The sequence below is a fragment of the Streptomyces sp. NPDC015661 genome, from assembly GCF_043077765.1.
GTDB lineage: Bacteria > Actinomycetota > Actinomycetes > Streptomycetales > Streptomycetaceae > Streptomyces.
Genome location: NZ_JBIBST010000004.1, coordinates 575,422 through 589,055, shown reverse-complemented (window position 1 = coordinate 589,055; position 13,634 = coordinate 575,422). Strand labels below are relative to the sequence as shown.

The following is a 13,634-nucleotide window of genomic DNA, read 5'->3' as shown; positions in this document are numbered from 1 at the left end:
GGGCGCGAGAGGATCCGGGTTCAGGGCCGGAACTCGTGGGAGTACAGGCCGCGTTCGCCGACGGCGACGAGGCCGCGCCCGTCCGGAAGCCAGGCGCAGGAGCTGAGGGGCGTCTCGGCGCGGACTCCGGCGACGGTGCGGCCGGTGGCGGCGTCCCGGACGCGCAGCATGGCGCCGGCGGTGGCGATCCACGTGCCGTCCGGGGAGACGGAGAGGTCGTGGACGGGACCGTCGGGGTCGGTGAAGGAGGAGAGCGGGGCGCCGGTACGGGGGTCCCAGAGGCTCACCGCGCCGGTGGCGGAGGCGGTGAGGAGGCGGGTGCCGTCGGGGGTGACGGCGAGGGCGTTCAGCTTTCCGTCGTGCGGGAGGTCGACGCGGCGGCCGGCGGGTTGCCGGCCCCGTGCGAGCGGGAACACCTGCACGAGGGACTCGACGCCTGCCGGCCCGGGCCGCGGCCGGTGGCGCAGCACGGCCAGCCAGGTCCCGTCGGGTGCGATCGCGACGGCGTGCGCCCGGCCGGCGGCACCCCAGGGGCCCGGCAGGACGGCGGTCCGCCGTTCCGCGGCGTGGTCCCACAGCTGAAGCGCGCCTTCGGAGTCGGCGACGGCGATCCAGGTGCCGTCGGGGGCGACGGCGAGGGCCTGCGCCGTGACGGTGTGGCCGAGCCGGAGAACGGCGTGGCTCACGCCCGACGACCGATCGATGCTCCTGACCTCGACCCGGTACAGATGGCCGACGGCGTACCGGCCGCCGTACGGGGCGAAGGCGACCGGCCCCGTGTAGTCGTCGCCGATCCGTGAGGACAGGGGGCTGCTCCAGCTGTCACCGAGCGGGTCCCAGAGCCGGGTCCGTCCGTCGCGGTGCACGACGGCCAGCCGTCCGCCGCCGTCGGCGACGGCGATCCTCCGCATGCCCTCGCCGTCGCCGGACCCGATCCGCTCGGGTCCGTCGCCGGCCCAGACCTTGACCGTTCCGTCCTCCCCCGTGCTGATCAGCCGCCTGCCGTCGGCCGTGACCGTGACGGCGTGGACCCGGCCCGTGTGCGCCTTGTAGCGGGCACGGCAGGCGCGCGTCGACCGGTCCCAGACCGCGACGGTCCCGTCCTCTCCCCCGCTCACCAGCCACGTGCCGTCCGGTGACACCGCGACGGCGGTGGCGGGGCCGCTGTGTGCCGTGATCCGCCACCGGTCGCGGGCCGGGGTCTCGTCCCAGATCTGCAGCGTGCCGTTCGCTTCGGCGGAGACCGTCCAGTCGCCGGACGGCGCGACGGCGACGGCGTTCACGACGGGACCGATGGTGGCGAGGCGCGCCTCGTCGCGGGCGAGGTCCTCCGCGGACATCCGCACGACGCCGGTCCGGCGACCGCCGACGGCGATCCAGTCGCGGTTCGGGGGGAACGCCACACAGAGGGGCCCGTCGTCCCGCCATGGGGCGGCCGAGGCGAGGCGCTCCCCCGTATCGGCGTGCCAGAGCTCCAGGGTGCCGTCCGTGGCGACGGTCGCGACGCGGGCGGACCCGTCGCCGAGGACGCGGGAGATCGCCAGGGCCCCCACCGACGCGCCGCGTTCCCCGACCGGCCCGAGGGTGAGCCGCGACGGGGTGCCCCGGTGCGTCGACCAGAGGTGGACGGTGCGGCCGGACCCGGCCGTCGCGAGCCAGGTGCCGTCCTGGGACATCGCGAACGCCCGGATGCGGCCGCGAACGTCCACCGTCAGCCTTCCGCCGCTGTTCGGGTCGAGGCCTCGGGCCATGCCGTCCGCGCCGGCCGTGACGAGCGAGCCGTCGGCCGCGACCGCCACGGACCACACCGGACCGGTGTGGCCGTGGAAGGTGCGCAGCAACGCCGGTTCGGGCAGATCCGGCGGGGTGCGGCGGTTGAGGAGCCGGGGCCGGCCGCCGGTCTCCGGGGCCGTCCGCCGGCCGGCGATCCGGTCGCGCCACAGCGGCAGCGGCTCCAGGCGGCCGTGCAGGACGTCCGTCAGGAGTTCGGGTGGGTCGGTGGGACCGAGGAGGTGGGCGGTGCGCGTGAGGTCGTCGGCCATGCGCGCCGCCATGTCGGTGGGGACGGCGGCCAGATCCGCCCAGGGCGCCATGGGACCGCGCTGGTGCAGTCGGGTCTCGATCCAGTTCAGGTGGCTCGCGACGCGCTCGGCGTCCGCTGTCCGTCCGGCGGCGAGCAGGTGCTCGACGGTGTGGTCGAGGAGGTAGCCGCGCGAGTCCTCCGGCGGCTCCCAGGGGACGGGGCCCGCCGCGTCGGCGAGCGTGCCGTGCAGGGCGGTCACGGCCGAATCGCCCAACTCCTTGTGCAGGTAGTCGCGGAGCACGTCGTGGAGGGTGATCCGGCCGCCGTGGCCGGGCGTGAGCGAGACCAGGGACAGCCGGTCGAGCTCACCGCACAGGGAGCGCGTCCCGGCCTCGGTGAGGCCGTCGGTGGCCGCCCAGAGGCGGGCGATCAGCGGGACGGGGACGGACTCGTCCTCGGCGAAGACGGCCAGCTCCGCGAGGCGCCGGTCGCCGCCGGCCGGGAGCAGCGTCCGGGCCGCCTCCACCGTGGCCCGTACGGCCTGGGCGCGGCGGACCGGGTCGTCGAGGTCGAGCGTCGCCGGGTCGGAGTCGACCGCGGCCGGGCCGTGCGCGGCGAGACCGCGCAGGGTCTCCGCCGCGGCGTGCGCCGGGTCGCTGCCGGTGGCGATCCGGCGGGCGATCAGGCGGTTGGTGAGGCGCAGCAGGAGCGCCCAGCGGCCGGTTGCCCCCAGGAGGTCGCGTACGAGGGTCTCGGGGAGTCCGGGCAGTTCCCAGGTGAGGACGGAGCGGGCCTGGTCGGGGGACATCTCGTCGACGCGGACCCGTTCCGTGCCGCGCGGCAGGGCGCCGGGGACGCGGGTGGTGACGAGCCGGACGCATCGGGCACCACCGCGCAGGAAGGGTTCGAGCTGTTCGGCCTCCCAGACGTCGTCGAGGAGCAGCAGGGTGCGGGGCCGCCGGTCGAGGAGGCGGCCGAGGTGGTCGCCCGCGAGGCCGGGGTCGTCGAAGGCGGTGGTGTCGTCGGTGATGAAGCGGGTGGCCTCGGCGACCTTCGCCGCGATGGCGGCCCGGCCGCGGACGTCGCGGCCGATCGTGACGGTGTAGATGCGGCCGCGGAAGCGCCTGCGGACGCGGGGACTTGCCGCCACGGCCCGGGCGAGGACCGTCTTGCCGAAGCCGCCGGCGCCTTCGAGGGAGGTGGTGATGGCGACCGTGCCGCCGCGTCCGCGGCGGCGGGTGCGGCACACGGCCTTGACCGTGCGGGCCCGTTCGGCGCGGTCGACCACCCAGTCGGGGACGGTCTGCGGGGGCGGCGGTGGCGGGTCGCCCGCCGTCGCGGCGCCGCGCTCCTGCCGCCAGGCCGTGCCGACGGCCACGAGGACGGCGACGGCGGCGAGTCCGGCCACCCACCACCAGGGCCGCTGCCGGATCCGGTCCAGCACGCCGGGCCAACGGTCCTCGGACGTGGCGGCGTTGGCCGCCAGCGAGGCCAACACGGCCACGGCCGCGGCGATTCCGGCCAGCGACACGCCCTTGACGACACCCCGCACTGGTCACCCCCTTGTCCCGATCGCCCGACGATAGTCAGGTGCCGGAGCGCGGGTGACGTGATTCGGCCGTGCGTGGCCGGGGTCACCCGGCGGCGAGGAGCTCCCGGTGCGGGGCGCGGGCCCGCGCCCGGTCGTAGCGGTGCAGCACCAGGCGGGCCAGGGCCGGGTGGGCGCCGAGCGGTTCGGCGGCGAGCCAGGGGGCGTGGGCGGCGGCGCGGGTGGCGAAGAGGCCGGGCGCGGTGAAGCAGGAGGCGACGGCGACCCGGTGCCGGCCGCGGGCGGCCAGGGCGCGTATCGCGTCGGGGACGGTGGGCGCGGCGGCCGAGGCGTACGCGGGGACGACGGGGACGCCGCCGAGGCGCTCGCCGAGGAGGGCGGCGATCCGGCGGATCTCGGCGCCCGACCGGGGGTCGCGGGAGCCGGCGGAGGCGAGGACGACCCCGTCCCCCTCGCCGGGGGTCCAGCCGGCCTCGGCGAGGCGGTCGGCGAGGGCCTCGACGAGGAGGGGGTGGGCGCCGAGGGGCTCGGCCACGCGGGCGCGGAGGCCGGGTGCGGCGGCGACCGCGGCGGGCAGGTCGTGGGTGACGTGGTGGCCGGGGGCGAGGAGGAGGGGGACGAGGACGGCCTCCCGGCCCTCGGCGGCGAGGTCCGGGAGCGTCTCGTCGAGCAGCGGCGCGTTCAGCTCTATGTGGGCGAGGCGGACGTCGAGCCCCGGTCGGAGCTCGCGGACGCGGTCGAGGAGCTGGGAGAGGGTGGCGCGGGCGCGGGGGTCACGGCTGCCGTGGCCCACGGCGAGGAGGGTGGGGGCGGGGGTCATGGGTGGGGGTGCCTCCTCGTCGCGGCGGCCGTACGGGCGTACGCGGCCGAGCCGGGTCCCGAGCTGCTCGCCGATCCTGCCGAGCAGCTCGGCGGCGCTGTCGAACGTGGCGTCCGGGTGCGTCATGGACCGATCGTGACGGGGGTGCGTTGCCTGGGGGTTTCGCCGGGGTGACGTGTCTTTGCGGCGACCTCACGCGCGCGCCCGCCCCGCTGTGGGCGCTGGTGCGGGCCCGTGCGGGGGGGGCTCAGGGCGTCGGGTGCCAGACGTATCGGACATCCGGCTCGCGTTCCTCGTTGCGGGTGCCGTCCGTCCGCTCGGCCTCCACGAAGCCGTGCCGTTCGTAGAAGCGGCACGCCGGGGTGTTGACCTGGAACGTCCACAGGGTCAGCCCGGCGGCACCGCGCTCCTTGGCCAGCTCCACGAGCCGGTCGCCGATGCCCCGGCCGCGCCACGGCGGGTCGATGTAGAGCTGATCCAGGTCTTCGCCGTCCAGCACCATCATGGCGACGACCGAGTCGTCGACGGTCGCCACCCAGGTCTCCTGGCCGGGCACGACGATCTCCCGGATCCAGTACCGGACCTCTTCGTCCGTGTGGGCCCGGCGCACGCTCGGGAGGGCCGCCGTGTACGAGCGCAGCCAGACGTCGGCCACCGCTGGGGCATCGGAGTCGACCGCGCGGCGGAGGACAAGGTTGTCGATCTTCACAGCCCGGATCGTACGAGGGTCACACACCTCTCCTCCCCTCTTTTTTCATTCCGAATCACGGAATATCTTTTCCACTATGAGAATGTCCCCGCCCGCGCTCCCCCGGCGCGCCGCAGCCGAGTACATCGGCACCGCCTCCCTCGTCGCCGTCATCGTCGGCTCCGGCATTCGCGCCGACTCCCTCAGCCAGGACATCGGCGTCCGGCTGCTCGCCAACGCCGCCGCCTCCGCCCTCGGCCTCGGCCTGCTCATCGCCCTCATCGGCCCGCTCTCCGGCGCCCACCTCAACCCCGTCGTGACCCTCTCCGAGTGGTGGTCCCGGCGACACGACAGCAAGGGGCGCGACGTCCTCGCCTACATCGCCGCCCAGCTCGCCGGGGCCGTCTCCGGCGCCCTGCTCGCCGAGGCCATGTTCGGGCGGGCGCCCGGTTCCTGGGCCACCGAGCCGCGCTCGGCGCTGCATCTGCTGCTCGGGGAGGCCGTCGCCACCGCGGGGCTCGTCCTCGTCGTGCGGGGCCTCGGTCACCTCGGCCGTCCCGCCCTCGCCCCCGTCGCCGTCGCCTGCTACATCGGCGCGGCCATCTGGTTCACCTCCTCCGGGTCCTTCGCCAATCCGGCGGCCACCGTCGGCCGCGCCTTCTCCGACTCCTTCACCGGCATCGCCCCCGCCTCCGTGCCCGCCTTCGCCGCCGCCCAGCTGCTCGGCATGCTCCTCGGGATGGGCCTCGCGGGTGTGTTGTACGGAACACGCGCGGCATCCGGCGAACCGATCACCGGCGATGCGCGTCGGACGGAGTGACAGACCGAACACCGCCCCACGCTCCCCGGAGGTCCCGCATGCCGGCACGGCTCACCCGGTTGATCCCCCGCACCACCCGGGCCCGCCGCCGTACCGTCCAGGCCGTGATGCTGGGCGCCGTCCTCGCCCTCGCCCCGGCCACCTGGATGCAGTCCGCCGCCGCCGGGAAGCTCCGTACCACCGCCGACGTGCCCGCCCGGGACGTCGCCGTCGTCTTCGGCGCCGGCCTCTGGAAGGGACGCCCGACCCCGTACCTCGCGCACCGCCTCGACACCGCGGCCGAGCTGTACCGCACGGGCAAGGTCCGGGTCCTCCTCGTCACCGGCGACAACAGCCGGACCGCGTACGACGAGCCGAGCGCCATGCGCGCCTACCTCACCGCGCGCGGGGTGCCGGACGGCCGGATCGTCAGCGACTACGCGGGCTTCGACACCTGGGACTCCTGCGTCCGCGCCCGGAAGGTGTTCGGCGTCGACCGGGCCGTCCTCGTCACCCAGGACTTCCACATCAAGCGGGCCGTCGCGCTGTGCGACCGCGCCGGGGTCGACTCGTACGGGGTCGGGGTCCCCGAACCCCACGACCGCACCTGGTACTACGGCACCACCCGCGAGCTCTTCGCCGCCGGCAAGGCCGCCTTGGACGCCGGTCTCCGCCCCGACCCGCACTTCCTGGGCCCGAAGGAGAAGGGCGTCGCCGAGGCCCTGGCCTCCCCCAAGCCCTAGGTCCGGTCTCGCCCAGGCCCTGGCTCCGGTCTCGCCCAAGCCCTGGGTCCGGTCTCCCCCAAGCCCTGGGTCCGGTCTCCCCCAAGCCCTGGGTCCGGTCTCCCCCAAGCCCTGGCTCCGGTCTCCCCCAAGCCCTGGGTCCGGTCTCGCCCAAGCCCTGGGTCCGGTCTCCCCCAAGCCCTGGGTCCGGTCTCCCCCAAGCCCTGGCTCCGGTCTCCCCCAAGCCCTGGCTCCGGTCTCCCCCAAGCCCTGGGTCCGGTCTCCCCCAAGCCCTGGCTCCGGTCTCCCCCAAGCCCTGGGTCCGGTCTCCCCCAGGCCCTGGCTCCGCCCTCACCCGACGTCGCCCGCCCGGCGGAGGGCATGGCACCGCGCCCGTAATACGCCGCGCCGCCCCGCGTAACACGCCGGACGCATCCTGGCGGCATGTCCGACGCCGCCACCGTGCCCACCCACTGCCCCTACTGCGCCCTGCAGTGCGGCATGTCGCTCCGCCCCACCGGCACCCCGGAGCTGCCCGCCGAGGTGGTCGAGCGGACCGACTTCCCCGTCAACCGGGGCGCCCTGTGCGGCAAGGGCCGCACCGCCCCCTCCGTACTCTCCTCCCGGGTCAGGCTCACCGAGCCCCTGGTCCGACGCCCTGACACAGGGGCCCTGGAACCCGCCTCCTGGGAGGAGGCACTCGCCGCCGTCGCCGACGGGCTGCGCCGGACCCGCGCCGACCACGGTCCCGATGCCGTGGGGGTCTTCGGCGGCGGCGGCCTCACCAACGAGAAGGCGTACACCCTGGGCAAGTTCGCCCGGCTCGTCCTCGCCACCTCGCAGATCGACTACAACGGCCGCTTCTGCATGTCCTCGGCCGCCGCCGCCCACCAGCGGGCCTTCGGCCTCGACCGGGGACTCCCCTTCCCCCTGGAGGACATCCCGAGGACCGGCTGCGTGATCCTCGTCGGCTCCAACCTCGCCGAGACCATGCCGCCCGCCCTGCGCTACCTCACGGAGCTGAAGGAGAACGGCGGAAAGCTGATCGTCGTCGACCCTCGCCGCACCCGCACCGCCGAGCAGGCCGATCTGCACCTGGCGCCGCGCCCCGGCACCGACCTCGCGCTCGCCCTCGGCATGCTCCACCTCGTGGTCGCCGAGGGGCGCGTGGACGAGGAGTTCGTCGCCGCACGCACCGACGGCTGGGAGGGCGCCCGCGCCGGAGCCATGTCGCACTGGCCCGAGCACGTCGAGCGGATCACCGGCATCCCCGTGCCGCAGCTCCGCGAGGCCGTCGCGATGTTCTGCGACGCCGACAGCGGCATGGTCCTGACCGCGCGCGGCCCCGAGCAGCAGTCCAAGGGCACCGACACCGTCGGCGCCTGGATCAACCTCTGCCTCGCCACCGGCCGGGCCGGCCGGCCGCTCAGCGGCTACGGCTGCCTGACCGGCCAGGGCAACGGCCAGGGCGGCCGCGAGCACGGCCAGAAGGCCGACCAGCTCCCCGGCTACCGCAAGCTCGACGACCCGGCCGCCCGCGCGCACGTCGCCGGGGTGTGGGGCGTCGCGCCGGAGTCGCTGCCGGGGCCCGGGCGGAGCGCGTACGAGCTCCTCGACGCGCTCGGCGGCGAGGTGAAGGCGCTGCTGCTCATGGGCTCCAACCCGGTGGTCTCCGCGCCGCGCGCCGCGCACATCGAGGGCCGGCTGCGGTCCCTCGACTTCCTCGCCGTCGCCGACGTGGTGCTCTCCGAGACCGCCGAACTCGCCGACGTCGTCCTGCCCGTGACCCAGTGGGCGGAGGAGACGGGGACCATGACCAACCTGGAGGGGCGGGTGCTGCTGCGCCGCCGCGCCCTCACCCCTCCCCCGGGCGTCCGCAGCGACCTGGAAGTGCTGCACGGGCTCGCCGGACTGCTCGGCTGGGAGAAGGGCTTCCCGACCGACGCGGAGGAGGTCTTCGAGGAGCTGCGCCGCGCTTCGGCGGGCGGCCCCGCCGACTACGCGGGCATCAGCTACCGGCGGATCGAGGAGGAGCAGGGCGTCTTCTGGCCCTGCCCGGAGCCCGAGCACGCGGGGACGCCCCGGCTCTTCCTCGACCGGTTCGCGACGGCCGACGGCCGGGCCCGGTTCGTGCCGGTGGTGCACCGGGCGGCGGCCGAGGAGACGGACGCCGACTACCCGGTGGTCCTGACCACCGGCCGGGTCGTGTCCCAGTACCAGTCGGGGGCGCAGACCCGGCGGGTCGACGAGCTGAACGCCGCCGCGCCCGGCCCCTTCGTGGAACTGCACCCCCGGCTCGCCGAGCGGCTCGGGGTCGTCGAGGGCGAGCGGATCGCGGTGGTCTCGCGGCGCGGGCGGGCCGTCGCCCCGGCCCGGATCACGGCGTCGATCCGTCCGGACACCGTCTTCATGCCGTTCCACTGGTACGGGGAGGGGCGGGCGAACACCCTGGTGAACCCGGCGCTCGACCCGGTCTCGCGGATGCCCGAGTTCAAGGTGTGCGCGGTGCGGCTCGAAACCCTCCCTACGGGCGCATGAACCAGTCGCCGCTCTCGATGACCGGGCCGAGGGGCGCGTCCGGCGCCGCCAGGAACACCCAGGCGGACACCCGCGCCCCGTCCCGTACCCGGACGACGTCCATCGCCACCCGCTCGTAGCCGACGGGCAGCTCCAGGCGGTCGAGGAGGCCGAACAGGTCGCTGTAGTCGCCGGGCGAGGGCGTGAGCAGGGTCCCGATCACCCGGCCGTCCGCCGCCGGGACGACGTACGGATAGCCCGGCCCGTCGTGCAGGACCGCCCCGTGCAGCACGGCGTCCGCCTCGGTGCCGATCCGGCCGGCGAGGAACCGGTCGTGGTTGTACGCGCCCGGGCGCAGCGTCCCGTACACGAAGAACGGCCGCTCGTCGGGGGCCGCGGCCTCGATCTCCACGGCGCCCGCGGTCTCCCGCTCGACCCAGCGGGCGTACTCCTCGCTGACCCGGGTCACCCGGGTGGCGAGGATCTCGGGCGTCTCGTAGTCGTGGGCGGCGAGGAGGTGCGCCTCCAGGGCCTGGTAGCGGGCCTCGGTGGTCTTGAACACCACCTCCCACTCCTCGGCGGTCTCGATCGCGCCGTGCCAGTGGTAGACGGAGGTGACGGGCCCGTTGATCTGCGCGCAGGCGACGAGCCGGGCCTCGACGGCGCCGCGCGCCAGGGCCTCGGCCTTGGCGCGGGCGTCGGTGGTGGTACGGACGGTGACGATCACGTCTCCACCGTACGGGCGAACTGGGCGGCGTGCAGCCGGGCGTAGGCACCTCCGGTGGCGAGGAGTTCCTCGTGGGTGCCCTGCTCGGCGATCGCGCCGCTCTCCATGACCAGGATGGTGTCGGCGTCCCTGATGGTGGAGAGCCGGTGGGCGACGACGAAGCTGGTGCGGCCGGCGCGCAGGGAGGTCATGGCCTGCTGGACGAGGCGTTCGGTGCGGGTGTCGACCGAGCTGGTGGCCTCGTCGAGGACGAGGATCACCGGGTCGGAGAGGAAGGCGCGGGCGAGGGTGATCAGCTGCTTCTCGCCGGCGCTGAGGCCGCCGCCGTCCTCGTCGAGGACGGTGTCGTAGCCGTCGGGCAGGGTGCGGACGAAGCGGTCGGCGTGGGCGGCCCGGGCGGCGGCGACGATCCGCTCGCGGGAGACCTCGCCGGGAACCCCGTAGGCGATGTTGTCGGCGATGGTGCCGCCGAAGAGCCAGGTGTCCTGGAGGACCATTCCGGTGGCGGAGCGCAGCTCCTCGCGGGTCATGGCGGCGGTGTCGACGCCGTCGAGGGTGATCCGGCCGCCGGTGACCTCGTGGAAGCGCATGAGCAGGTTGACCAGGGTGGTCTTGCCGGCGCCGGTGGGGCCGACGATGGCGACGGTCCGGCCGGGTTCGACGGTGAGCGACAGGTCCTCGACGAGCGGCTTGCCGTCCTCGTAGCGGAAGGCGACCTCCTCGAAGGAGACCCGGCCGCGGAGTTCGGCGGGCCTGTGCGGTTCGGCGGGGTCCGGGGACTCCTCCTCGGCGTCGAGGAGGTCGAAGACCCGCTCGGCGGAGGCCACTCCTGACTGGAGCAGGTTGGCCATGGCGGCGACCTGGTTGATGGGGCCGTTGAAGTCGTAGGAGTACTGGATGAAGGCCTGCACGTCGCCGACGGTCAGGGTGCCGCTCGCCACCCGCAGTCCGCCGACGACGGCGACGACGACGTAGTTGAGGTTGCCGACGAGGGTCAGGGCGGGCTGGATGAAGCCGGAGACGAACTGGGCGCGGAAGCTCGCCCGGTAGAGCTCCTCGCCGAGCTCGTCGAAGCGGCGCACGGCCTCGGCGCGGCGGCCGAAGGCGACGACCTCGGTGTGGCCGGTGATCATCTCCTCGACGTGGCTGCCGAGCCGGCCGGTGACGGCCCACTGCTTCACGAACTGCGGCTGGGCGCGCTTGCCGACGAAGGTCGCGACGACGACCGACACGGGCACGGTGGCGAGGGCGACGAGGGCGAGGACCGGGGAGATCCAGAACATCATCACGAGGACGCCGACCAGGGTGAGCAGCGCGCGCGTCATCTGGCTGAAGGCCTGCTGGAGGGTCTGGGTGATGTTGTCGATGTCGTTCGTGGTGCGGGAGAGGACCTCGCCGCGGGGCTGCCCGTCGAGGTAGGCGAGGGGCAGCTTCGCGAGTTTGTGCTGGGCCTGTTCGCGGAGGCGGTGTCCGGCGCGCTGGACGACGGTGGTGGCGATCCTCAGCTGGACCCAGGTGAGGGCGGAGGAGCCGGTGACGACGGCGACGGAGAGGGCGAGGATCCGGCCGACGGCGGCGAAGTCGACGCCTGCGGGGCCGGTGGCGCCGGTGATGACGAGGTCGGTGGCGCGGCCGAGGAGGAGGGGGCCGAGGACGGAGAGGGAGACGGCGGCGGCGCCCGCGGCGAGGACGGCGAGGAGCCGGGCCCGGTCGGGGGCGAGGGTGCGGAGCAGGCGGAGGCCGGAGGAGCGGAAGGAGAGGGAGCGTTCGAGGGAGGGGGTGGCGAGGCCGGGGCCGCGCTGGGGCGGCGGGCCGGTGCGGGCGGGGGCGGTCGCGGGGCCGGGGGTCCTGGTGGGGCGGGGGGCGCGGGTCTCGGTCGCCGTGCTCATGCGGCTTCCTCCTCGGTGAGCTGGGAGAGGACGATCTCCCGGTAGGTGGCGTTGTCCCGCATGAGGGACGTGTGGGTGCCGGTGCCGACGGTGCGGCCGTGGTCGAGGACGACGATCCGGTCGGCGTGCCGGACGGTGGAGACGCGCTGGGCGACGATGACGACGGTGGCGTCGGCGGTCTCCTCGCGCAGGGCGGTGCGGAGCCGGGCGTCGGTCCGGGGGTCGAGGGCGGAGAAGGAGTCGTCGAAGAGGTAGACGCGGGGGCGGGCGACGAGCACGCGGGCGATGGCGAGGCGCTGGCGCTGGCCGCCGGAGAAGTTGGCGCCGCCCTGGGAGACGGGCGCGTCGAGGCCGTCGTCGAGCGCGCGGACGAAGTCGGCGGCCTGGGCGACCTCCAGGGCGTGCCAGAGCTCCTCGTCGCTCGCGTCGGGCCTGCCGTACCGGAGGTTGGTGGCCACGGTCCCGGAGAAGAGGTACGGCTTCTGGGGGACGAGTCCGACGGTCCGCGCCATCAGCTCCGGGTCGAGCCGCCGGACGTCGACGCCGTCGACGAGGACCTCGCCCTCGGTGGCGTCGAAGAGCCGGGGCACGAGCCCGAGGAGGGTCGACTTGCCGCTGCCGGTGGAGCCGACGACGGCGGTGGTCTCGCCGGGGCGGGCGACGAGCCCGACGTCGTGGAGGACGGACTCCTCCGCGCCCGGGTAGCGGAAGCCGACGCCGTCGAGGTCGAGGCGGCCGCCGGTGCCGGGGAGGGCCCGGACGGGGTGGGCGGGCGGGGTGACGGAGGAGCGGGTGTCGAGGATCTCGCGGACGCGCTCGGCGCCGGCTTCGGCGCGCGGCATGTGCATGAGCAGGAAGAGGACCATCATCACGGACATGGAGGTCTGGAGCAGGTAGCCGAGGAAGGCGACGAGGCCGCCCGGCTGGAGGGCCCCGGCGTCGATGCGGTGGGCGCCGACGTACACGAGGGCGACGGTCGTCAGCTGCCAGACGATCAGGACCGTGGGGAACATGAGGGCCTGGAGCCGGCCGGCCTTGAGGCCGACGGTGAGGAGTTCGTCGTTGGCGGCGGCGAACCGTTCCCGCTCGTGCCGGTCGCGGACGAAGGCGCGGACGACCCGGACGCCGGTGATCTGTTCGCGCAGCACCCGGTTGGCGCGGTCGACGCGCTCCTGCATGCCGCGGAAGAGGGGCCGCATGCGCAGCACGACGGTGCCGACGGCGCCGGTCATCACGGGCACGAAGAGGAGGAGGACGAGCGCGAGCGGCACGTCCTGGCGCAGGGCCATGACGAGTCCGCCGGCGCACAGCAGCGGGGCGGCGACCAGCATGGTGAGGACGAGGACGGTGAAGGTCTGGATCTGCTGGACGTCGTTGGTGGTCCGGGTGATGAGGGAGGCGGCGCCGAAGCGGCCGCGCTCCCGGGCGGAGAAGTCCTGGACCCGGCGGAACACCTCGGAGCGCAGGTCGCGGGCGGCGCCCATGGCGATCCTGGCGCCGGTGTAGGTGGCGGCGGCGGCCGCGGCGGCCTGGAGGAGGGTGACGGCGATCATCGCGGCGCCGCCGGAGAGGACGCGGCCGGTGTCGCCGCGCAGGACGCCGTGGTCGATGACGCCGGCGTTGAGGGTGGGCAGGGCGAGGGAGGCGAGGGTCTGGACGAGCTGGAGGGCGACGAGGAGCACGAGGAGGGACCGGTACGGCCGGAGGCGGGGGACGAGCAGTCGGAACAGCATGCCGAGGATCGTGATACCTCAAGTTTGATTGAGGTCAAGTGCGGCCGGAAAGGGGCGGGGTCGGAGTCCGGCCGGGAGTCCTCGCCGGGGGCCGGTCGAGGCCGGCCGGGAGTCCTCGTCGAGGCCCGGCCGGGAGTCCCGCCGGGGCGCGGTCGAGGCCGCCCGGA

General features: G+C 75.0%; 9 protein-coding genes. 3 read left to right on the top strand and 6 right to left on the bottom strand.

What is annotated here, in order from left to right; genetic code table 11:
- Window positions 1-20: 20 nt before the first annotated feature.
- The 3 genes from ACF07V_RS14505 to ACF07V_RS14495 all read right to left on the bottom strand — a co-directional run bounded on the left by ACF07V_RS14505 (window position 21) and on the right by ACF07V_RS14495 (window position 5,101).
- Window positions 21-3,575 (bottom strand): NB-ARC domain-containing protein, encoded by a 3,555-nt coding sequence (locus ACF07V_RS14505; RefSeq protein WP_392154157.1) that lies wholly within the window; start codon window positions 3,573-3,575, stop codon window positions 21-23.
- An 82-nt stretch (window positions 3,576-3,657) separates the two neighbouring features.
- Complete coding sequence (locus ACF07V_RS14500) at window positions 3,658-4,518, bottom strand: sirohydrochlorin chelatase (protein ID WP_392154156.1); 861 nt, start codon at window positions 4,516-4,518, stop codon at window positions 3,658-3,660.
- A gap of 121 nt (window positions 4,519-4,639) precedes the next feature.
- Entirely contained in the window at window positions 4,640-5,101 is a 462-nt protein-coding gene (locus ACF07V_RS14495) for a GNAT family N-acetyltransferase (protein ID WP_392154154.1), read from the bottom strand.
- Between the two features lie 76 nt (window positions 5,102-5,177).
- Here ACF07V_RS14495 and ACF07V_RS14490 point away from each other — a divergent pair, with 76 nt between their 5' ends.
- From ACF07V_RS14490 to ACF07V_RS14480, 3 genes are all read left to right on the top strand, one after another.
- On the top strand, window positions 5,178-5,900 hold the full coding sequence (locus ACF07V_RS14490) for an aquaporin (RefSeq protein ID WP_392154152.1): 723 nt from the start codon (window positions 5,178-5,180) through the stop codon (window positions 5,898-5,900).
- A 38-nt stretch (window positions 5,901-5,938) separates the two neighbouring features.
- Window positions 5,939-6,622 carry a vancomycin high temperature exclusion protein gene (locus ACF07V_RS14485; RefSeq protein ID WP_392154151.1) on the top strand — a complete coding sequence of 228 codons (684 nt, stop codon included), beginning with the start codon at window positions 5,939-5,941 and terminating at the stop codon, window positions 6,620-6,622.
- A gap of 423 nt (window positions 6,623-7,045) precedes the next feature.
- On the top strand, window positions 7,046-9,139 hold the full coding sequence (locus ACF07V_RS14480; RefSeq protein WP_392154150.1) for a molybdopterin oxidoreductase family protein: 2,094 nt from the start codon (window positions 7,046-7,048) through the stop codon (window positions 9,137-9,139).
- Here the strand turns inward: ACF07V_RS14480 and cutA are convergent.
- From cutA to ACF07V_RS14465, 3 genes are read right to left on the bottom strand one after another with little or no spacing between them, the layout of a single operon-like run.
- Complete coding sequence (gene cutA / locus ACF07V_RS14475; protein WP_392154149.1) at window positions 9,126-9,845, bottom strand: divalent cation tolerance protein CutA; 720 nt, start codon at window positions 9,843-9,845, stop codon at window positions 9,126-9,128. The two genes, ACF07V_RS14480 and cutA, sit on opposite strands and share 14 nt — an antisense overlap.
- Complete coding sequence (locus ACF07V_RS14470; RefSeq protein ID WP_392154147.1) at window positions 9,842-11,734, bottom strand: ABC transporter ATP-binding protein; 1,893 nt, start codon at window positions 11,732-11,734, stop codon at window positions 9,842-9,844. Before ACF07V_RS14470 ends, cutA begins: the two co-directional genes overlap by 4 nt.
- The gene (locus ACF07V_RS14465; RefSeq protein ID WP_392154145.1) at window positions 11,731-13,467 is read right to left on the bottom strand and encodes an ABC transporter ATP-binding protein; all 1,737 of its coding nucleotides are present in this window, start codon (window positions 13,465-13,467) and stop codon (window positions 11,731-11,733) included. The genes ACF07V_RS14470 and ACF07V_RS14465 overlap by 4 nt, the downstream gene beginning before the upstream one ends.
- Window positions 13,468-13,634: the final 167 nt, after the last annotated feature.